Here is a 21,491-nt window from a genome sequence, read left to right as displayed (position 1 = left end):
ATTTGATTATGTAACACTATGGCTTTGAATACCTTAGTTTTTCATTACCTAGATTATGTAGACTCAGATTTGTTATGACAAAGTTTATTAGTAACTTCTATGTGTAATATTGGTTGGTGCTACATGAATGTCTCTATCTCCATCCATTTTTAAATCTAGGGTTGAAAGGCTTCAGTGCTTGCTTAGGGAGAAGGGGATAGACTGTGCCATGATTCGCACACTATCAGATTTCAAGTACCTTGTTGGTGTTAAGTGGCTTAGACCCGCGCTCTTAATTCCTTCTGATGGCAATCCAAAGGTTTTTGTGGCTGTAGGTGAGGAGGAGGGGTTCTTGTCTCTATCGAAGCTCAGGGAAGTCGATGTTGTTGCATATACCGATGGCGGAGACCTCATGAACAAGGTTGTAACGAGTATAAAGTCTTTAAAGGCTAGGAGAGTTGGCATGGTGTTTGGCACTGAAAGAGATGCCTACATACTATTCTACGAAATGTTTAAGAGAGCCGTAGCAAAATTTATATGACTGCATATAAAAGCATATGCTCTTCGTGGCTTAGCTTATGTTCCCATCTGATTGTTTTTAATCACTTTCTTCTATTACCACTACCTTAACCTTCTTTCCGTGTAGCTTTGATAGCTTTTCTTGATATTCTTTTGGTGGGTATATCAGGTATTTCCTCATGGTTTTAACAATCTTTGCTTCAAACACATATATAGAGACCATCACTTTCACCATATAGGTAATAGAGTGTAAAAACTTATAAATTTGCACTCTGAATAACTAATGTTGTGAGCTCCGATGAAGGCGTTTATCCGCCTAGGCTGTAGGTGGATGTCTGAGGGTGCATATCGCAAGGCTCTCAAGACAGGGGCTGAGGTGGTCGAATGTAGTGTTAGTGATTTGCTGTGGGACTTGGCGGTATATAGGTATGCTCTGCAAAAGGTTGTAGACGCTCTATGGGATTTGGATGGGCTTCCAAAGAAAAGCCAGTTGCATCAAATGTTCTACCCAATGCTTAGAGAATATGGCTTTAGAGCACACGTAGCTAGAAATATCTACAGCTATGCGCTAGCTCTAGTGAAATCGGCTAGGAATAGCAATGGCGACAAGCCGAGTGTCAGAAAACTATCTGCTAGACTAGACTACCAAGATGCAAGAGTTGAGTTAGACAAAGGAGTTGTCAAAGTTGTCTTGAGAGACAAGCAATATACTCTTAGATTAAAGCATAGGAGGGAGTACATCGAGAAATTCAAAAACTTGAGGTGGAAGGAAGTTCATGTAAAGTATGAGAACAAGAAAATCTATATCAGTATAGTCTTCGAGGTCAGGTACAATCCATATGCTCCAAAAGGCTTCACAGCAGTTGATGTGAATCTGAGAGCTGTTACAACATTCGATGGCTCTGAGGCTAGAAGGTATAGAACAAGATTTGTCGAGGCATTGAGCAAGAGGGCTAGAGCCGAGGAACTTCAGAAGAAGTATCCTAAGAGGTGGAGATACAACGAGAGGATTCTAAACAGGGTTAGAGCTCTCCATAGAAGAGCTAGGAACATCATCAACGATTTCTGCTGGAAACTAGCAAAGGAGGTTGTAGTTAAAGCATATAGAAGAGGACACGCAGTTGTACTAGAGGATTTAGAGCATCTGAGAGAGTCTATCAATGGCAAAAACAATGGTGTTAGGTGGAGGCTAACGCTATTTGCCTATAGAAAGCTTCAACATACTATTATAGCCAAATCCATTGAGTACAACGTTCCAATACTCATTATAGACCCAAGAAACACATCATCAACATGTCCAAGGTGCGGCACAAAGTTAAACTACATACATAGACTGGCAATCTGCAGGAAATGCGGATTCAAAAGAGACAGGGATTTTGTTGGAGCAATAAACATCTACCTACGGGGGATGTGGGGAAGCCTTGGGTCTTCCCCCAACGGGGATGGAATGAAGAATGAAACCCGACAAACCACCCCAAACGGAAATGAGCCGATGACCACCTATATAAAATCATATACAAGCATATAAAGAGGTGAACCCAATAGAGATGTTGAGGTTGTTGATATTGGGCCGATATTAACTGAGATGAGATCTATTAAGGATAGCCACGAAATTGAGGCTATATCGAAGGCTGCTGAAATATCGACGAGGGTTCTCGAAAAAGCTATGAGCTTTGTTAAAGAGGGTATGCCAGAGCTGGAGCTGGCTGCGGAAGCATATAGCACAGCTTATAGGCTGGGATCAGAAGAGCCGCACATATACATAAATGTGGGTCCACATCCTAGAATACATGCAGAACCACTTAGAGGTGTCGTAATAGAGAAAAACGTTCTTGTATCCATGGTAATTGGTGCAGACTACAATGGATATTACGCAAATTGCTCAGCATCAATATTTGTAGGCGATTCAAAACCAGATAAAATTAGAAAAGCTTTCAACTGTGCTAAGGAGATCTACGAAGAAGCTGTCTCCATGACTAGACCTGGCACAAGATTTATTGATGTGATGAAACGCCTAGACTCTATCTACTCTAGGTATGGACTCCTAGACAAGAGGATTGTTGGATATATCCACGGTGTTGGACTGCAAGTGGAGGAGTATCCAATAACAACAATAGTCCCTGCACACAGAGCTGCAGATGCTAGGGCAAATATGGTTGTTGCAATGGTGCATTCACCACTTATGCTACCAGGCTATGGAAGTGTGAAGGTAGAAGACGCTTTTGTTATAAAAGAAAGTAGATGCCAAAGACTGAGCAAAGCTATTGAACTTATTGATTGGAGCTAAACAATTTTTGTATAAATTCAATCAAATATGCAAATTCGAATAATGTTGCCTACTCGGTTTAGATACAGACTTTATCCGGGTATACTGTGACTAAAGCTGTATATAACTGATAATAATTTTATAGGAGGCAAATTTATTAGAGTGTTAGCAGTATAACTAGACTTGAGGTGAAAACTGTGAGATTAGACCTAGGTATACTCAGACTAGTTAGAAACATCAGAAGAGAGTACCTGGGCAAGCATGCTGTGGAAAATAGTGAGGTAGATATCAACAATAAGGCTGACAACGAAACTATCAGCAATAATGGTGGTAAAATAGTCTGTACATATATGGTCAACTCTATGCTATGCTATAGAAAACTTGAAAACGGTTTAATAGAGGTACTGTAGCTTTTTGAAGACATAGAAACCCCTGTATCTAAGTAACTAATCGATACTTACCAAGATATTTAATAAGAGTCGCTTATCTAAGTCTCAAGACTTTTAATGTTAAACATAGTCATATTTTTCAACTGTTTCTAGCTCCATCTGCTTATCGATAGCACAGCACTCTTTAGTCTATAAGCATTTTATTTTGATTGGAAGATACATGGTATTTGAGACCTCGTTGCACTACTTTCAAAGTAGTGAGCTTTGTAGTCCAGGGGCAGAAACAATATTTAGGGTTGTTTAAGTTCTTTTAGGGCTATGAGTTATGCTGATGCCATGTGCTTATCTAATCCACATCTCTTTATTACTTCATTGTGTTTTTCGGAGTTTGTTGTTTTCTTTGGGTCTAAAGGCATATCCTGAACTTGTACCTCATAGCCGTGACTAAGACAGAAATATTTATTAGGGTGGTTTAGTTCGGTTTGGTATTGACTAGAGCCCGCCTAGGCTTGGAGCGTTGCTCCCATCGCCTAGGCGGGTCTACCCTAGATGGGAGGTGCGTTCCATTCACCTCGACAGCCACTCATGAGCCCATGAGATGGGCTGGGAGAGTCCTCTGGACGAGGTAGAAGCCCCTAGAGGCGACCATAAAAAGCCATAAAATACATGGGATGACCCTCTAGAGACAAACGGCTACATACCCAGCTGTGTTCTCTCTTTGCCTGATTCAATAACCCATATACCTAGTCTGCTAGCCTCTTCTATGGCATCTGGTGTTGCTCTCATACAGTATATCACTACAATTGTTTTTCCTGGAAATTTCTCTGGCTGAATTTTTCTAGCTTCCTCAACTCTCTCAATAAGTTTTCTAGCAGTCTTAGCCCCTGCCCTTGTCTTAGCCTCTCCAACAACCGTTATAACACCATTAGTTCCATAGACATCAAATTCTCTTTGACCAATAACACTAGGCTCAGTCTTTATATCTATTCCTCTTTGCTTTAAGAGGTAACTAATAAACTCGTTTGCCTCATCCTCAATAGATATGGCAAGTCTATTAATAGTTGTGTCAATTCTCTGAATAGATTTTTTGACTGATCTCATATCGCGTTTCAATACATCGACATCTTTTTTCAACGTTACAACATCTTTTCGAAGATCTTCATAATCTTTTCTCATTAATTTTATCTCTTGCCAGATCTTGTGGATCTCCTCCCAAATCCTCCTACTCTCTTCCCAAAGCCTCTTCTGATCCTCTCTAAGAGCCTTCAACTCATTTTCTATAGCCTCAAACCTCTTGTATGCCTCCTCCCACCTCTTGCTGTTTTCCTCCCATTTTCTGTTATTTTCTTCCCAACGCCTATTATTCTCCTCCCACCTCCTCTCCTGCTCCTTAACGAAAATGAGAAAGTCTTCTCTTAGTTTTTTCAACTCGCTTAGGATAGTGTCTAGGCCAAGCAAACCAGCTACAGCATACCTAAACTCCTCATCTTCTCTAAGCAAACGTAGAAACCCGCTCTTGAGGCTACTGTTGCTAGTAGTTGATGCTGCACACATCTAGCACAGCCCAACAAACCCCACAACTTATAAAATGAATTAGCTTCTTAGAAAAATAAGCATTTTGCTCACCACAGCCACTGCAATACTGAGCTGTGGTATATTGATTAATGTAAGCAATGGAATTTGTGTTGGCTCCGTAGCATCTATGAAGATGTGTGCATTGTGAGCATCTGATCTAGAGAATTTTTGGGTTTAGGGTTGATATGGATAAGAGTTTAAAAGTCTAGAGAGATTATTAGGTGCGTTGCCGTGATTTGGTGTTGATTGTGATAAGCAATAGAGTCTATCCGCATTATGCTATTGCAGCAGTTGGATGTGTTGTTATTAGAGATGGCAAGATTCTTCTTGTTAAAAGGGGTTATCCACCGAGAGCAGGTTTTTGGTCTGTACCTGGTGGGGCTATAGAGGCTGGGGAAGACATTGCTGAGGCAGCTGTTAGAGAACTTGAGGAAGAGACTGGCATAAGGGCTAAGCCCATAGGTATTATAGATGTTTATAACGCTGTTACAAAGGATGAATTTGGGAGGGTTCAGTATCACTACGTCATTCTAGATGTTCTATTTGATCAAAACAGTATCCAAGGTGAGATAAGGCCAGGCGGAGACGCTGTTAATGTATCCTGGACCCCTCTAGAAGATGTTTTGAGGAGAGATGATGTAACCATCACAACAAAGACTCTTGTTAAAAAACTTATCGAGAAAGAGAATTGTTTTCTTCCTTTGCAACAACAATTATAAAAATGTTGTGAATGATAATCAATAGAAAGGGATACAATACTGTTTCTGTTGTCGGCTATCATTTGCATAGCCGAGGTTGCACAATCTTTGGTGGTACTGCTTTATAGTTATGTTGTAGTTATGTTGCTGAGCCCTCATATACAATGTTGTGACATGCCATGTGGTTATTGTGCGACTAAGCCCCGGCTTTAGCTGTACTGGGTTTGGCTTATCGTAGTACTACTTCCTATCTGTTCAATTTGAAACGGTTTCATCTATACATTGATATACTTTCGAAAGTCTTATATATCTCCATCTTGAACTGTTTCATATAGTGATACCAATGAACGACAACAGAACAATGTCTATAGGTGAGAAGGTCTACTACCTTGTTGTATCTGTTGTGCTAGCTGTTGTAACTGGTATAATGGCTCAGGCAAGTTTCTATCTAGGGCCTGTCCCATACACCATGCAGAATGTGGGGATTATCTTATCTGGTCTGCTTCTGCCACCAAAATACGCATTGTTTTCCCAGTCTCTGTACATTCTTTTGATTGCTGTTGGCCTGCCTGTTGCAGCTGGGTTTAGAGGTGGACTGTATGTTTTGATTGGGCCTACAGGCGGCTATATAACTGGTTTCCCAATTGCATCTCTCTTGATGAGCATCTTATCGAGGTTCTATCTTAGGAGGAGAAGCATTAGATTGAGCGATATCGGTTTTAGAGATGCTGTTTCTCTGGTTTTGCTATCTGCTGTGGCTGTCCTACCAGTCTATATCCTGGGTTTTGCTGTCTTCACATGGTATGTCCTATCCAATGCCAATTTGTTTAATTGGGCTTCGAAAATTGCTAGCTTTGTTGGTGTTTCTGGAAACAAGATTCTAGTACTGTTCATTGCCACAGTAGCTGTTTTTGTTCCGCAGGATATGCTCATGGACCATGTGATTGCAGTTGCCGTTGCAAAGGCTTTGGCTAGATATTTCGAGGGCAGGGGCATTGTCTTCGGGTAGAATCCTCGATGTTAACAATCTGTCTGTTTGGTTTAGAGAAACACAGATTTTGAAGGAGGTCTCGCTAAGTATTGGCGAAGGTGATGTTGCATGCGTTTTTGGTCCAACAGGCTCCGGCAAGACAACTCTTCTCAAGGTTGTTACAGGTGTTTTGCAGGAGCTGTACAAAGGGTTTAGAGTTGAAGGTAGTGTCAGAGTCTGTGGGCTGAGCCCGTCAGAGGCTTTGCGTAGAGGGCTTGTAGCATATGTTCCCCAAGATGTTTACAGTTTCTTCATAGCTTCTACCCCTAGAGAAGAGCTTGCAATCCTAGGGATAGACAAATGCGATTGCGGTCCTAATCTAGATAGAGATATTAGCAGGCTTTCTGATGGCCAGCTATACAGATTCCTACTCTACTCGGCACTGGCAGGTGGTGCTAAGCTTATAGCCATAGACGAGCCATCTTCACATATCGATTGGTGGAGCATAGAAGAGGTCTTCAACTACTTAAAGGTTTTTGCTAAAAGGAATGGCGTCGCCATAATGTTGGTTGATCATCGGATAGACCTCGTTAAGAGGTTCTGCAACATCTTTATAGAGATTGGGAAAACACCATTTACATGCAGTGGAAATACGATTCTTAGAGGCGTTGGCACAGGAGATGCAGTTATATCGGCCGAGAACATAGGTGTTGTGCTCAGCGGCAGACATATTCTCAAGGGGGCCAGCATTTCAGTGGGTCTTGGGGAGGCTGTGGCAATTGTTGGTAGAAACGGATCGGGAAAAACAACACTGTTAAATGTGTTGGCCGGCATCATAAAGCCGTCTAGTGGTAGGGTGGCTGTCTACAGAGAAAAGAAGATTTTTGTTATTCCTCAAAACCCTGTCTACTGGTTCCCAAGCGACACTGTAGAAGGAGTTGCAAAGCTTTTCGCCAATAGACACAGGTTTAGAGATAGCGTAGAAAATGTCTTGGAGATGTTTGGACTAGGCAATGAAATGTATAGAAATGTTTACAGTCTTAGCATTGGAAAGGCAAGGCTATTGTCGCTGGCACTAGCATATATATCAAAAGCCGATGTGATTATAGTTGACGAGCCCACGCTAGGGCTTGACTGCATAGCTAGGGAGTCTATGCTAAAATCATTTAACAACATGCTTGAGGAAGACAAGGCAATTCTTGTGGCATCACATGACCTAGATTTTGCGAAGAGGCTTCACAAGGTTTATATAATTGATGATGGTGTTGTAAAACCATTGAATGGGAATGGTAATTGAGCGGCACTTCCTGTAGAAAGACTCTGCATCCAATACAAGCAATATCTGTTGCAGTTGCGATAGCAATAGCTGTATCGATGCTTAGCAACACACAGCTTCTACTCGCCATCCTCGTCGCCGTCATCGTATCGTCGATCTTTATAAATCTAGGGGCGCTAGCCAGTGTTGCAAAGGTTGTTACACCTCTTGCTACTATCTACACGCTACTCGCATCTATCATTCAATTCATTGTGATCGGCTTTGTAGATGTCAGCATTATCCTTATAAACATTCTCAGAATTGCTGCTGTTGCAACAGTATCAATATCTTTGATAAGCTGTGTAAACATACCGAAGCTCTTAGAGTTTTCATATAGGCTATCCCCAACGTTGGGCATATCCCTAGCACTATCAGTGAAAATGCTGAAGTCTCTTCCCATGCAGTGGACATTTATATACAGGCTATACAGAAATAACCTGCCTTGCAACTCCTATCTAGATAGGATTGAAACTTTTGTATTATCTGTAAAGGCGTTTCTATTCCTGGCTCTCTACTCCTCTATACAGAGTGTAGAAGCTATTTTAACGAGGTCAAAAATTCTTAGATTAGACAGGCAAAGATAATATCTCGGGTTTGGTGCATGGCGATTGAGGACGAGGTTTTGAGGATTCTTCTGATGAGCAGAGGTTATGTATCTGGAGCCTCGATAGCCAAGTACCTGGGGGTTTCAAGAGCAACTATTAACAGAGCTATTAAGAGGCTTATCTCCAAAGGCTTTATAGTTGAGATTCATCCGAAGCTCGGCTATAGACTTGCCGACCTCGACAATATTTCACATGCACATAGATATGTCGAGTTCATTGACACAAGCCTTAGATACTATATACACTATCTAGACTCGTGCGACTCAACACAAGATGTAGCACATGCCCTAGCGTCTAGTGGTGCTCCAGAGGGTACTGTCGTCATTGCTGAGGAGCTTAAGCGTGGAAGAGGCAGGATGGGCAGGCAATGGATAGCGTCTAGAGGGGGGCTATGGCTCTCAATAATTCTCAAGCCAAAGCATCTTAGAAACATGCATCTACTAAGCCTTGCCTCATCTGTTGCTGTTGCAAAGGCTATAAAAAGTCTGCTTGATATCGAGGCAAGGGTTAAGTGGCCAAACGATGTTCTGGTTAGTGAAAAGAAGGTCGCTGGAATACTCATAGAAGGTGTTTTAGAAGCTGATCAGATTCGCCATATAGTTCTTGGCATAGGTGTCAATGTCAATAATGATCTTCCTCACCACCTCTTGGACACGGCAACAACATTAAAGAAGGTCATGGGTTCTGACATACCCAGGATACCACTTCTAATCAACATAATCAAGAATACTGACATTGTCTATACAAGGCTTAGACAAGAGGAAAAAGAAATTTTAAATGAGTGGAGAAAACTCTCATCAACAATAGGTAGAAAAGTAAAGGTAATATCATTTAATCAAGAAATAGAGGGCGTTGCAGAAGATATAGAGGATGATGGAGCTCTAAGAATAAGAACGAAAGAGAATACCATAACCAAAGTATATGTTGGAGATGTCATACATCTGATTAATACATAGCCCAGAAAAGAAAATTATTATCATTAGTACCAACATTGAAACATGTGAATGTCTATCTTATAATAAAATGTCTGTACTATAACAATAAATTCTTAGGAACTATAGCCGATTAACACATAGAAATTTAGTGACTTCAAAGCTTTTCAAATTATAAAATCTTCTTGTTTAAAGATACCAGTTATAGACTATGATATATAGCTTCATAAAATAAGGCCAGAAGACCAATTTGCATTAAATATGTAGTTACTACATATACCTAGAATACAGAATAATGAGAAAAGGTGTTAGTGATGTTTGCTATGCTGTTGTAAGGTCTTTGTGTATTGTTTTTGCAGCAATTCTTCCCCACCCCATTGCCTCTATTACTGTTCCCTCTCCAATTACTATATCCCCTCCTGCATACACCCTAGGCATAGTTGTTCTAGCCTCTTTGTCTACAATTATCCTTCCATGTTTATCGATCTTTATCTCTGGCGTCATTTTTGGTATGAGGGGATTGGGATTAAACCCTATTGCTGTAATTGCTATGTCTATGTCTATTGTTATTGTTTCTCCTGTTGGTATTGGTCTTGGTCTGCCAGTTTCATCTGGTTCTCCAAGCTTCATCTTTTCAAGCTTTAGAGCTTCAACCTTTGACTTTCCCAAAAACTCTACTGGCTGTACTAGGAAGAGGAATTTTATGCCCTCTTCCTCAGCATTAGCGATCTCTTCTTCTCTAGCTGGCATCTCCCTTCTTGTTCTTCTGTAGACTACGTATACTTCCTCTGCCCCTAGCCTCAGAGCAGTTCTAGCAGCATCCATTGCTGTGTTCCCGCCGCCTATTACGGCAACTCTTTTTCCTCTGTGAATTGGTGTGTCGTAGGCTGGGAACATGTATGCCTTCATTAGATTGACTCTTGTTAGATATTCGTTTGCTGTGTATATTCTTCCAAGGTTTTCGCCAGGTATGTTAAGGAACTTTGGATTTCCAGCACCACTTCCAATAAACACAGCGTCGAATTCTTTTAGAAGATCATAAACAGTTATAGTCTTTCCAACAATAACTCCTGTCTCTATATTAACTCCAATATCCTTGAGGTTCTTGAGCTCCTCATACACAATCTTCTTGGGTAGTCTGAATTCTGGTATCCCATATACTAGAACGCCCCCTGGAACGTGAAGTGCCTCGAAGACTGTTACCTGGTACCCAAGTCTAGCGAGATCTGAGGCTACTACAATCCCAGCTGGTCCAGAGCCAACAACTGCAATACTTTTACCCATAAGCTGATTAGGCTTCTCGTCAATGCTTATCCCGTGCTCTCTAGCCCAATCAGCAGCAAATCTCTCTAGAGCGCCTATAGCAATTGGTTGACCGATTTTTGCAAGTCTGCACATCTTTTCGCATTGCTTCTCCTGGGGGCACACCCTCCCTGTTATTGCTGGTATTGGGCATTTCTCTTTTATAACTTTGTATGCCTCTTCAAACTTCTTCTCTCTAACAAATTTTATAAACCTTGGAATGTCTACCCCGACAGGGCAACCAGTTACACATGGTTTGTCGGGGCACTGAATACATCTACTAGCCTCCTCAACAGCCTCCTTTTCTGTATAGCCTATAGCTACCTCGTTGAAATCTTTTATCCTCTCTTCAGCAGGTCTTTTAGGGATTGGTATTCTTGTTTTTGGCTTAACCATCCTTTATCCACCTTTAACCTTCCTACTCTCTAAAAACAGCTTCAATGCATAGGACTCTTCCTCTCGATAGGCAGAAAGCCTTTGGATCAGCTCGTCCCAGTCCACATCCCACGCATCGAATTCGGGTCCATCAACGCATGTGAATCTAATCTCGTTTTTAATGCGAACCCTACAAGCACCACACATGCCCATGCCACAAACCATAATAGGATTCAAGCTGGCAATAGTCTTAATCTCAAACCGTTTTGTCACAACACTACAGCTTCTCATCATTGGTGCAGGACCAACAACCCATACAAGATTTGGCTTGAAGCCCTCTGCAAACCTTTTTTCAAGAAGCTGCGTAACAAATCCTTTGAAGCCCTCAGAACCATCGTCAGTGGAGATATGCATCTCATCGCTAATCTTTGTAATGTAGTCTCTGTATATGAGTAGCCTAGAGGTTCTTGCACCAATAAAAGACACGACAATATTGCCAGCTTCTCTAAAAGCCCTGGCAATCGGATATGCGGCCGCTATAGCAACACCACCAGCAACAACAGCGACAACACCAAATTTCTCAACATGTGTAGGGTTGCCCAAGGGTCCAACAACATGATAAAGCCTATCACCCACATTCATCATACCAAGTTTATATGTTGACACACCAACCTCCTGGAAAACGAGTCTAATCCATCCATCCCTACAGCTCCAGTCAACAAGTGTGAGAGGTATTCTCTCACACTCTTCGCATGCCATAACAATAACAAATTGGCCAGGTCTCGCAGAACAGGCAACTCTAGGGGCATGGACATCCATCTCCACAATACCTTCAGCAAGACTCTTCTTACCGATTATTTCGAAACTCATCATCTTCACCTGCACAATGCACAAGCTTGACGATACCAATTAGCTATATTCAAGAGGAGCACAAACCTTTAAATAAAAGTTTTGGTTAAAATGTTTTAAAACCAGACAATTATATTGATAATTTCTAAGAGATTTTATTAGAGACCATTATAAAGCAAAGATGTTGTTTAAACGATTCTTAAATAGCTATATTGATATAAGTTCCAAAGCTAGAAATATTTGGGGTGGGTTGTCAAAAATGATCTTCATTGGACTTGATATTGGCGGGGCTAATATAAAAGCTGTTAAGGTTCTATACGAAAATGGCTCTTTTGCCGTTAAAGATGTTGTAAGGGTATACAACCCTATTTGGATTTTGGGTCCAAGGTCTATAGCTAGTATTTTAAAGGATATTAGAATGAGGTTTGGTGTTAGATCGGGGGAGTATTATGTAGGTGCTTCAATGACTGCTGAGTTAAGCGATGTTTTTGTATCTAAAGATGTTGGTGTTATGAGTATTGCTGAATTAGTTGAAAGTGTTTTTAGCGATTCTATAGAGAATTATTTTGTGTCTCTTGACATGGATTTAAAGGTTTTCGAAGATGTTTTAAAGAATCCAATGATGTTTGCAGCTTCTAATTGGGTCGCATCTGCATGGCTTTTAGAGAGAATAGCTGTTGAGAAAGGTTATAGAAACATTGTTTTCGTGGATATTGGGAGTACAACAACCACGATTATACCAATTGTAGATGGGAAAACATTTACGAGAGGCTATACAGATCCCGAAAAGCTTGTGTATGGAGAGCTTGTTTACACAGGTGTTCTGAGAACTAATGTATGTGCTATAGTCGATAAAGTTCCGTATAAAGGATTTTTTGCCAGGGTCTCTTCGGAGAGATTTGCATTGTCAGGTGATGTACATCTTGTTTTAGGGTATATAAAAAGTGATGAGTATTCCACAGAAACAGCTGATGGAAGGGGGAGAAGCTTTGAAGAGGCAGTTGCGAGAATAGCTAGAGTTCCTTGTGCAGATGCCAAGATGCTTAGTGTTGAAGAGGTTATTGAGATAGCTAGATACATTTATGAAGTGCAAGTGTTTAAAGTCTTCGAAGCTCTTATGCAGATAAGAAGCTGGCTTGCATCACAAAAGATTAGGCTAGATGATTTTAAAGCTATTGTAGCAGGTATTGGTAAGCATATAGCTGTGGAGGCGTGTAGAAGAGCAGGCTTTAGAGAGGTTATCGATATAGACGATGTTGTTGGATATGGAATAGCATCTGTTTTTCCATCATATGCTGTAGCTGCTATGGTGGCCGAAGAGGTTTTGAATAAATGAACTGTATCGTTATAAAAATTTCAGGTCATTTAATAAAGGATGCAAATTCTTTAAAAAGTCTTGTTAAAGAAATTGAAGATCTTCATAGAGATAGAATTAGAGTTGTTATTTTGCCAGGTGGAAGCATATTTGCAGACCTTATCAGAGATATTCAAAAAGAGATCGGATTTGACAATGATACAGCCCATTGGATGGCTATAAAGGCTATGGAGCTTTACGGAACATACATAAAGAGTTTTAGCCCGTTATTTGAAGAGGCTTATAGCATAGAAGATATTAGCTTCATTCTATCAAATAATAGAATACCTATTGTAATGCCATATACAATTTTGAGAAAATTTGATGAGCTTCCACATAGCTGGAGCGTTACAAGCGACTCTATAGCAATTTTCATAGCATCTAAAATAGGGTGTGGGCTTGTATGCCTAGGAAAGGTGGTTGATGGTGTTAAGGATGCTAGAGGAGGGTTGATTAAGAGGATTAGAGCTGAAGATTTTGAGAAAATTACTCAAAATGTTGTTGACGAATATGTTGCAAAACTTGTTGAAAACCTTTGCATAAAGGTTGCAATATTCAATGTGAAAAAGCCTTGGATTTTAAAGGATATTGTCAAGGGTGTTGAGGGGGAATACACAACAGTGATGTGTTAGGCTTGGGGATGTATACTACGAATACACCTTCCTAATTATTTCAAGGTTTATAGCCCCTGCCTTAAATGTTGAGCCTGTTCTAACATTGTTTACAACTATAACAGCAGGTGCAAATATCTGCGGATCTACTTTGTATAGAAAGTCCCAGCCATATATCTTTACAAGCTCTGTAAACGACTTTCCATAGTCTTTAGATGCAGAACTCGGGGCTTTTTCAACGAATTCTCTGAGTTTTTGATCATCATCGAAGTCGACTATATAGAATGTTGAGCCCGCATAAAGTAGCATATCATTTGTTCTACCAGCCATTACAAGTGGGTCTGGATGTAAAGGTGCTATCGGGCAAACTCCAAAGCCATATCTAATGGTTTTTATGTTGAAGCCAATGCTATGCAGTTTAAATATGCCGGTTTCAACTATTCTAGCGCTAACCTGCAGGCTTCCAGCTATGCTTGCAGGAGAGACTAAGACTATATACAAGTTCTGTGGAGACACATTAACTTCATTTGATATGTATTCAACAACTTCTTCAAATGGATATCTATCTGTTTCAAGAACTATTACAGCTTCATCTGATTGCTCTACATAGCCTAGATAGTCAAACAGCTTCTTAGGCTTTCTTGCAAGAGCTCTTGCAGGTCCGCTCCCATTTGCGAAAAAGTCTTTTACTTGTATTCTCCAGCCAGCTAATTGAGATGCCATACAAGACTCTATTGGATAGTCTGTAGAGACTGCAACTGCCTGTAGAAATATGTCAGCAATTTGGAAATGCGTTGTATATACATCTGCTAATCCACCTAAGCAAATTTTTGATACAACTAAACCAGCTTCTAGACTACCAAAAGTCTTGACGCCTGCATCAATAACAGTAGCCCCGCCAACTTTCGTAACAACTATGTTAAGCTCTTTCTCTCTTGAGATAGCATCTGAAACTATCTGCATAGCTAGTTTGTTCATGGGTTTTGAAGGAATCTTAACAAGGCTCATATAGACTCCTCCAAAAGGTTTTTATATAAATCCACAAAATCTTTGTTGTCTTCATATGATATTTGCAATAATCCTCTCCCACCAGAGATAACATCTCCTATGAATGTAGCAAACGGCTTGTTAAATGCTATCCCCCTAACCTTTAGAGACGGTATAATAGAATCTATGTAGAAGCTAGGAGCCATAGACTCTATCCTACCGCCAATAACAACTCTACCACTAGACATACCAAATCCGGGATATATACCAGCAGAACCTTTAACAACAACTACAGCTCCAGCGATATCAGAGCCAACAAAGTTTTTTGCATTTTTGTCAATAACAATTGTTCCACCACCAGCACCCCACCCAACATACGAGCCGGCATTACCGTGTATGGTGATTGTTCCACCTCTCATACCTTTTCCAGATTTTTCACCATGAAGCTTACTCCCAATTCTGTGACCAGCATCGCCAAAAACCTCTATTACCCCACCCTTCATTTTGCATCCTAAATAGTCTCTAACACTTCCATGTACAACAATTGTTCCTCCACTCATTTTATATCCTGTGAAGTGTCCTGCGCCACCTTTTATGACTACCTTTCCTCCACTCATCCTATAGCCTATAAAACACAGCTTGTTTGAGCCACCCTCAATTGTTATCTCAATAGATTTAATATCTTGAGGTGCTTGAGACGGCCCATCAACATCGAATATACTTTCTATTGTCGTTTCATAACCTCCTTCAAGTATCTTAAGCTTCTTTATCTCATTTAGAGTCTTGCCAGCAAATTTATCTGGCGAAATGTTTCTGGCGTCAACCAATACTTTTGGTGAGTATTTTAGCTTGAGGACATAACTCATTGTAATCACCTCAAATAAGTTTTAATCTTTACCTCAAATGGGTTTCTAATCTCCTTTTCCCTAATAACAAAATTCTCTAATGTAACTGTGTAAAGTTCCTTGAATCTTGGCTGCAGATAGTTCATCAGGTCCTTCTCTACATCCTCTGGAATCTCTGGCTTAACATAGAACGTTCTTCCATAAACTGTATTAACAACTTCCCCATCTTTAACAACAATTTCACCTCCCTTAATAACTATCCAAGCTCTGCTAAAAGCTTTTGTGACAACCTCATAGTTTTTAGATATATCAACCTCAAATGGATTGATATCATATATAGCTATATCTGCATCTGCACCCACACCAAGATGACCCTTTATCTTCTCTAGTCCAAGAAGTTTTGCAGGAGATGCTCTAGTAAGAATTGCGATGTCGTATAAGGTATATTCTCTATCTATAGAGGGTAGGGCAGAACGCTTCAATGCCCTTTGGTTGACTTCCTTCATCATATCCTCCCTAGCTTTTTTACTTACAAGCCATGCAAATATCTTTGGATAGTCAAAGAATGTTCCAGCATTTGGATGATCTGTTGTTATGAAAACTCTCCACAAGTCTTTTGCTAGAAGAGCTATCTCCAAGCCTATAACCCACTGAATGGTGTTGACATAACTCTTCTTTCTATACCTATATGGGACTATGCCAGATGCAGCATCTATTTCAGTATCGCTGCTAGCCCATTTCCATCTAGTTAAATGGTACAATACAAATTCAAATGGTGCATCAGCTGTCATTGTTGTTGCTGTTCTTCCCAATATTACCTGCCCCAAATCCAATGTTATATCAGGATTTTTGTTCAGCTCTTTTGCTATATCCTCGCCACCGCTTTCTAGTGTTGCCCAGGAATCTCCTTTGTATCCTGTGAATTGTACATGTGTTATGTGCATTGATGGTCCAGGAGAAATTTTTCTGATTGTTGAAGAGATGTTCACGGTTTTTAGCGTTGTTATATAGTTTCCTGGATACCCAAGTCTGTTACAGTGTATGTGGACTTTGTGGGGAATGTTCAATATCTGTGCAGCTTCAGCTATAGATGCTATTATATCTTTTGGTGTCATGCCGTAGTGCGGTATTTCCTCATCTATGTCTATACCTCTTCCTCTGAGAACCCATGAAACATCAGAGCCAGGGTCAACAAGCTTTAATGCATATGTTTTTGTTGCGTAGAGAAGCCATGCTAAATAGGCTGTTAGAAGATCTTTTTTCTCCTCTTTAATTAAGTCTAATGCAATCCAGTTAGAGTCTACAAGAACATATGCAGCTTTGTCTATGATTGGAATAGAGTTGAGCTCGTGATGTGTGTGTCTAGTTTTTATAGGTGGTGTTGCGGGCTCTACAACAAATGTGTAGCCAAGTTTTGCATAACCATAGCCAATTCTATATACATTTGGTACTGTGATTCCTGTTTCAGCTCTTCTATAAGGTAGTCTATGCGGGTTATTAGTTAAATAGTGGTCTTCTGGTCTTATCATCCTACCAACATTGACTTTTGGCCCAGCAATATGTGAGTGGATATCTATTCCACCAGCCATGACAACCTTGTTCTTAGCGTCTATAACAATGGCACTTTTTTCATCGATTTCCTTTGGATCAACAATTTTGCCGTTCTTCACTGCTATATCCATTACTTCTCCTTTAATGTTATTCAAGGGGTCAAATACAATGCCATTTTTTATAAGTAACATACTCATGTCCTCAGCCCCTTCAACTCCTTAATCTTTTCAAGAAGCATCTCAAGAACTTCCCTATCGCATAAAACTCCTGGTGGCGGATCTAAAACCTTCTTCATGTATATTGTCATGCCATCCATTCTATATGCTGTACCCTCACACTCTATACCAGTTAAACCAGCTGGTATAACAACATCTGCAAATGATGTAGTGAGAGACCATTTAGCATCAATAACCACTACAGATATTTTGGAAAGGTGTTCAATGGCTTTCCTTGGAAAGTGCGCAGCGGGGTCTGAAGCTATTATCAAAGCAGCGTCTACATCCCCATTGGAGAGCAAATCAACTGCAGATGTAACGCCTATGTACATTCTTGGGAACCCTCTTGTAAAGTCAACTGAATAAGGGTAACCTGTATTCCATAGAAGAACCTGATTAGCTCCAGTAACATTGAAGTGCCCTCTCATTGGGAGTAGAACAAATTTTGTCCATTCATTAAGATCTTGAACAAGCTTTATTGCCTCCTCAATATTCTTATACCTTGCATCATTTTGCGTGAGACCCATGCCAAAGAATACAACACCGTATCTAGCTGTCCTTAAAATATCTGCCAACTCTAGCACCTTTTCCTTTGGAACCCCCGCAACAACAGGAGCCTCTATCTCAAGATCTTTTATAGCCATTCTCAAAGCCCTTAGAAGCTCCAGGTCTTTTCCAGGCTCAACTTGTATGAACATATCTGCTAGTTCTGCTGTCATAGTCTTCCTAACATCTATTACTATAATCTTTCTCTGCTTCCTACCCTCAATAAACCTCCCCTTAGACATTACAAGCCTTGTGATATGGTTTTGATGAGCCTCTCTAGGATTACAGCCCCAAAAAACTATTACATCTGCTAGATGAAGTATTGGTGCAAAAGTTGATGTGACAGTACCTGTTTCCTGAGCAGCTAGAATTGTTGGGCCGTGACAAACAACTGAAGTGTTGTCTATGGCTCCGTGGACAACCTCTGCAATTTCTACAGCAATATCTATAGCCTCTACACATGTATTTGAAAGACCGTAGATTAGAGGATACTTTGAGTTTACAAGAATTTCAGTTGCTTTCTCAATGGCTTTCTCCAAATCTACTTCAACGAATCTATTGTCATTCCTTATATATGGCTTTAAAATTCTGTGTTTGTAGTAGTTAAGAAACTTTGCAATAGATATTGAGCATCCACCAACATTCCTAATAATTTTTGTTCCACTAACCTCTATAGATAGATAGTCACAAAGATCTCCACAGAATGGGCATGTAACATTGTTGAAAACTTTCTTCTCACCTAATCTAATCTCTAAATCTGTCATTGGAACCTCTAGAACTTTGGCATTAAGATTTTTTAGGATATCAGCTAAGGTCGTTTTTGGCTCTTGGGAAGGTTCCACAACAACTTTTGTACTTTTGAAATACGGTATGCCAGTTCCATCTGTATCTGAATCTACTATAAAGTTTGCCCAAGGACCCATCGGTATGAATACTGCTCCTCTCCTCACTTTATCACTGGGTTTTACAGATAGCACTATTGATCCATAGCTAGATGTTATCTTGATTGTATCTACCGCCCCAAGCTCCTTAATATCATCTGGATTCATCTCGGCATATGCTACAGCATCTCTATACTTTTCTGACCATTTACCTTCACTCTCCATCCAAACTCCTTGACCTATGGTTCTACCTGTAACTAAGGTATATACTTTTGGCATTGCCATCTAAACCCTTACATCAACATTTTTGACCATCTCCAAAGCCTCTCTCAGATATAATGGATAAGGCCCTAACTTACCTCCATAGTTACCAGCATCTATTTTCACCACTCCTGGAACTGTTGAGGCAGCCTTTATCGCTATGCCCATTGCCTTAAGAACAAATTCTCTCTTTAAACCATTTATCACGATCTCATATACGCTGTTAACCTCTGGTGGAACCTTAGAGTCTTTAACAATGTTTTTAAGTGTTGGGCAGTACAGATGATTTGTTGTTGCTCTAAGCTTTGGGTATTTTAACGACCCTACCTTCGATCCTGATCTAACTATCCCTCCTGGGAATGGCGTTATAACACCTCTGACATATTTTCTAATGGCTTTAACAGCTTTTACAGCAGCCTCTAAACCTGCATCACTATCTTTAGCAAGGATAAGTATATTCCCACCAGCAACCCCTTTTACAATACCTATGCTATCCTCAACTATGAATTCCCCCTCCATAACAGGTATTCTCCAAACTTTTCTACCATAAAGTGTATCCTCTTTTTCAAAACCGTCGCCAAATTTTGCAAGAGCTTTTCCAATACCCATTTTTCTTTTAGCTTTTGGCAAACCGTTGAATACAGCCGTTGTTGGGGCTGTTAAAATGCATTGCCCTATTCTAGTAATTGTTACCAACTTAAGATTTGCAGGATCTGTATGATATATTTGAATTGTCACACCTGGTCTTGAATCGGGTGTTATTCTAGGTGATAGAATTGTTTCTATACCACACTCTCCAGGAGATGCTATGACAGATGTGCCAAAACCTGTTGCAACTCTGGCAGCTGTTAAAGCCCATCTAAAACTTTTTGCTGTGATAATAACCCTTGTTGCATACATTGGAAATGCTTCTGCAAATGTATCTTCAATAACTACAGAACCTATCTGAAGCAAATACCACACCAACTACTTTACTTACTTACAATCAACTGCTTTGCTATTTCCCAAGCAGCTTTATGTTCAAAAAAGCCCTTCGGCGCTTCTACGGCTCGTTTAAACAACTCAGCCAATATCTTATTCTTTAAAGCTCCTATTCTCAAAGCGCCAACACCATAAACACCTGGAACAACCTCTTTATCCTCATCATTTGGCTCCAATCCCTCAATACCTGTTGGAGGAACAGCATTAACATCCGCAACAACCCTCACCCTCTTTCCACAACCTTTAAGGGTATCAAGATTCAAAAGCCTGACACCAGCAGCTCCACCAGCTAAAACAAGATCTGCATTCTCAATAGCTTTGCACATCTCATCTTGGCTATGAGCTTTAACACCATATACCGCCTCAAATCCAAGCTCCTTATTAACCCTATTTGCAACAGCAACTGCCTTTTCTAAGCTACGAGAAGTTATATAGACCTTGGCACCCTCAGTACCAAAAATAGATGCTGCAACCATTCCAACAGGCCCTGTCCCAGCTAGGATTGCAACATTCTTGTTTTTAAAATCTCCAAATCCATGTTTAATACAAATTTGATATATTTTTGCAATGGCTGCGGCTGCTGTTGTGTTAGCTCCTCTAGGGTCTATAACTACGGAGAATTCGAAGGGTGGGAACATAGTTTTTTTGACTGCCTCAACAATTTTCTCAACCTTCTCCACATCATATCCACCTATAAACATTTTAGTGAATCTAACACCTTTTGGACCCCTGGGAAACATAGCGTCTTGAACAATTCTCTGAACATCCTGCGGCTCTACACCACCATATAGTAATATATGTGCATCTGGAAATAGATCTACGACCATTAGAGGCTCAAAAGGACTTACATGCTTATCTGTATCCAGAAATAGGAACACCAACTTTGGTTGCTGCAAAGACATAGACACACCTAGGTATGGTAATCAATAATTATTATGATAGTATTTAAAAATTTTGCTGTTTAAAAACTAGAAACATCTATTGTACTATTGTAACTACTATTTAATGGTTCTGCCCCTTCACTAAGCATTTCAATAAATTTTGTAAACACTAAATCACGAGCCATTCCACAATATTTTCCAAAGTTCTAAACACATATGGCATTTGTTGGACGTGTAACTATACAGCTTGGTTCTAGCCGTTCACCCGAGAGTGTTTGTTTATGGTGTTTTATGGTCATTTATAGCCACCCTCAGGCTCATCACGGTTTTTCATCCCCTTCTCCCCGCCTGCGGGAGTGTTTCACTGCACTCCCCTCGGCGAAGAGCGGTTCATCTAGAGGTCTTATAAATGGTATACTAGCTTTGCTCTAGCCTTTTTATTATGTGGTATATAACCATATCTTTATATCTTAGCTAAAAATCTTTTCACCCTAAACTCGGCTAACTCTTCCTGCTCCAACTTTCTAATCTTAGCAAGTTTCTGTGGAGCTAGACTTGTATCTGAGGTTCCTAAAGAACTATCACTTACGATGCATAGAAAATA

The 21,491-nt window shown here is 40.2% G+C and carries 21 protein-coding genes; 11 read left to right on the top strand and 10 right to left on the bottom strand.

Translation table 11 applies throughout. The features are described 5' to 3' along the window. The first annotated feature begins 127 nt into the window (after positions 1 to 127). On the top strand, positions 128 to 520 hold the full coding sequence (locus tag QW284_08250) for an aminopeptidase P family N-terminal domain-containing protein (GenBank protein MEM0339656.1): 393 nt from the start codon (positions 128 to 130) through the stop codon (positions 518 to 520). 57 nt (positions 521 to 577) lie between these two features. Here QW284_08250 and QW284_08245 read toward each other — a convergent pair whose 3' ends face one another. Further along, positions 578 to 721, bottom strand: coding sequence for a hypothetical protein (locus QW284_08245; protein MEM0339655.1), 144 nt, complete (start codon positions 719 to 721; stop codon positions 578 to 580). 75 nt (positions 722 to 796) lie between these two features. Between QW284_08245 and QW284_08240 the strand changes: the two genes are divergently transcribed. From QW284_08240 to QW284_08230, 3 genes are all read left to right on the top strand, one after another. Further along, positions 797 to 2,026, top strand: coding sequence for an RNA-guided endonuclease TnpB family protein (locus QW284_08240; GenBank protein MEM0339654.1), 1,230 nt, complete (start codon positions 797 to 799; stop codon positions 2,024 to 2,026). 57 nt (positions 2,027 to 2,083) lie between these two features. Beyond that, positions 2,084 to 2,785 carry a M24 family metallopeptidase gene (locus tag QW284_08235; protein ID MEM0339653.1) on the top strand — a complete coding sequence of 234 codons (702 nt, stop codon included), beginning with the start codon at positions 2,084 to 2,086 and terminating at the stop codon, positions 2,783 to 2,785. 176 nt (positions 2,786 to 2,961) lie between these two features. After that, the gene (locus tag QW284_08230; protein ID MEM0339652.1) at positions 2,962 to 3,174 is read left to right on the top strand and encodes a hypothetical protein; all 213 of its coding nucleotides are present in this window, start codon (positions 2,962 to 2,964) and stop codon (positions 3,172 to 3,174) included. Between the two features lie 672 nt (positions 3,175 to 3,846). On the opposite strand, the gene QW284_08225 is transcribed toward QW284_08230, so the two are convergent. Further along, positions 3,847 to 4,707 carry a hypothetical protein gene (locus QW284_08225; protein MEM0339651.1) on the bottom strand — a complete coding sequence of 287 codons (861 nt, stop codon included), beginning with the start codon at positions 4,705 to 4,707 and terminating at the stop codon, positions 3,847 to 3,849. A gap of 269 nt (positions 4,708 to 4,976) precedes the next feature. Here QW284_08225 and QW284_08220 point away from each other — a divergent pair, with 269 nt between their 5' ends. The 5 genes from QW284_08220 (at position 4,977) to QW284_08200 (ending at position 9,272) form a co-directional block, all read left to right on the top strand. Beyond that, complete coding sequence (locus QW284_08220) at positions 4,977 to 5,447, top strand: NUDIX hydrolase (protein MEM0339650.1); 471 nt, start codon at positions 4,977 to 4,979, stop codon at positions 5,445 to 5,447. A gap of 322 nt (positions 5,448 to 5,769) precedes the next feature. Continuing rightward, positions 5,770 to 6,435, top strand: coding sequence for a biotin transporter BioY (locus tag QW284_08215; GenBank protein ID MEM0339649.1), 666 nt, complete (start codon positions 5,770 to 5,772; stop codon positions 6,433 to 6,435). Next, entirely contained in the window at positions 6,377 to 7,693 is a 1,317-nt protein-coding gene (locus QW284_08210; GenBank protein ID MEM0339648.1) for an ATP-binding cassette domain-containing protein, read from the top strand. Before QW284_08215 ends, QW284_08210 begins: the two co-directional genes overlap by 59 nt. Then, positions 7,690 to 8,295: a hypothetical protein gene (locus tag QW284_08205; protein MEM0339647.1), complete on the top strand. Its 606-nt coding sequence runs from the start codon at positions 7,690 to 7,692 to the stop codon at positions 8,293 to 8,295. The genes QW284_08210 and QW284_08205 overlap by 4 nt, the downstream gene beginning before the upstream one ends. A gap of 17 nt (positions 8,296 to 8,312) precedes the next feature. Beyond that, positions 8,313 to 9,272 carry a biotin--[acetyl-CoA-carboxylase] ligase gene (locus QW284_08200; protein ID MEM0339646.1) on the top strand — a complete coding sequence of 320 codons (960 nt, stop codon included), beginning with the start codon at positions 8,313 to 8,315 and terminating at the stop codon, positions 9,270 to 9,272. Between the two features lie 297 nt (positions 9,273 to 9,569). Here the strand turns inward: QW284_08200 and gltA are convergent, their stop codons facing one another. After that, entirely contained in the window at positions 9,570 to 10,946 is a 1,377-nt protein-coding gene (gene gltA / locus QW284_08195; protein MEM0339645.1) for an NADPH-dependent glutamate synthase, read from the bottom strand. A 3-nt stretch (positions 10,947 to 10,949) separates the two neighbouring features. After that, positions 10,950 to 11,795 carry a sulfide/dihydroorotate dehydrogenase-like FAD/NAD-binding protein gene (locus QW284_08190; protein MEM0339644.1) on the bottom strand — a complete coding sequence of 282 codons (846 nt, stop codon included), beginning with the start codon at positions 11,793 to 11,795 and terminating at the stop codon, positions 10,950 to 10,952. Positions 11,796 to 12,033: 238 nt separating this feature from the next. Here QW284_08190 and QW284_08185 point away from each other — a divergent pair, with 238 nt between their 5' ends. Both QW284_08185 and QW284_08180 read left to right on the top strand, forming a co-directional pair. Continuing rightward, entirely contained in the window at positions 12,034 to 13,110 is a 1,077-nt protein-coding gene (locus tag QW284_08185; GenBank protein ID MEM0339643.1) for a hydantoinase/oxoprolinase family protein, read from the top strand. Next, positions 13,107 to 13,760 carry a hypothetical protein gene (locus QW284_08180; GenBank protein MEM0339642.1) on the top strand — a complete coding sequence of 218 codons (654 nt, stop codon included), beginning with the start codon at positions 13,107 to 13,109 and terminating at the stop codon, positions 13,758 to 13,760. Before QW284_08185 ends, QW284_08180 begins: the two co-directional genes overlap by 4 nt. A gap of 15 nt (positions 13,761 to 13,775) precedes the next feature. Here the strand turns inward: QW284_08180 and mch are convergent, their stop codons facing one another. The 6 genes from mch to QW284_08150 are packed head-to-tail and all read right to left on the bottom strand — an operon-like array spanning position 13,776 to position 20,908. Then, entirely contained in the window at positions 13,776 to 14,747 is a 972-nt protein-coding gene (mch, locus tag QW284_08175; protein ID MEM0339641.1) for a methenyltetrahydromethanopterin cyclohydrolase, read from the bottom strand. Continuing rightward, on the bottom strand, positions 14,744 to 15,592 hold the full coding sequence (locus QW284_08170) for a formylmethanofuran dehydrogenase subunit C (protein ID MEM0339640.1): 849 nt from the start codon (positions 15,590 to 15,592) through the stop codon (positions 14,744 to 14,746). Before QW284_08170 ends, mch begins: the two co-directional genes overlap by 4 nt. 5 nt (positions 15,593 to 15,597) lie before the next feature. Then, positions 15,598 to 17,319, bottom strand: coding sequence for a formylmethanofuran dehydrogenase subunit A (locus tag QW284_08165; GenBank protein ID MEM0339639.1), 1,722 nt, complete (start codon positions 17,317 to 17,319; stop codon positions 15,598 to 15,600). After that, entirely contained in the window at positions 17,316 to 19,043 is a 1,728-nt protein-coding gene (locus QW284_08160; GenBank protein ID MEM0339638.1) for a formylmethanofuran dehydrogenase subunit B, read from the bottom strand. Before QW284_08160 ends, QW284_08165 begins: the two co-directional genes overlap by 4 nt. 6 nt (positions 19,044 to 19,049) lie before the next feature. Then, a complete protein-coding gene (fhcD, locus tag QW284_08155; GenBank protein MEM0339637.1) occupies positions 19,050 to 19,979 on the bottom strand; it encodes a formylmethanofuran--tetrahydromethanopterin N-formyltransferase in 930 nt (309 codons plus the stop codon). A 17-nt stretch (positions 19,980 to 19,996) separates the two neighbouring features. Next, on the bottom strand, positions 19,997 to 20,908 hold the full coding sequence (locus tag QW284_08150) for a methylene-tetrahydromethanopterin dehydrogenase N-terminal domain-containing protein (GenBank protein ID MEM0339636.1): 912 nt from the start codon (positions 20,906 to 20,908) through the stop codon (positions 19,997 to 19,999). Between the last annotated feature and the right edge of the window lie 583 nt (positions 20,909 to 21,491).

This window comes from Ignisphaera sp., assembly GCA_038735125.1.
Lineage (GTDB): Archaea > Thermoproteota > Thermoprotei_A > Sulfolobales > Ignisphaeraceae > Ignisphaera.
Note: the sequence above shows the minus strand (reverse complement) of the source record. Positions and strands in the feature narration are given on the sequence as shown.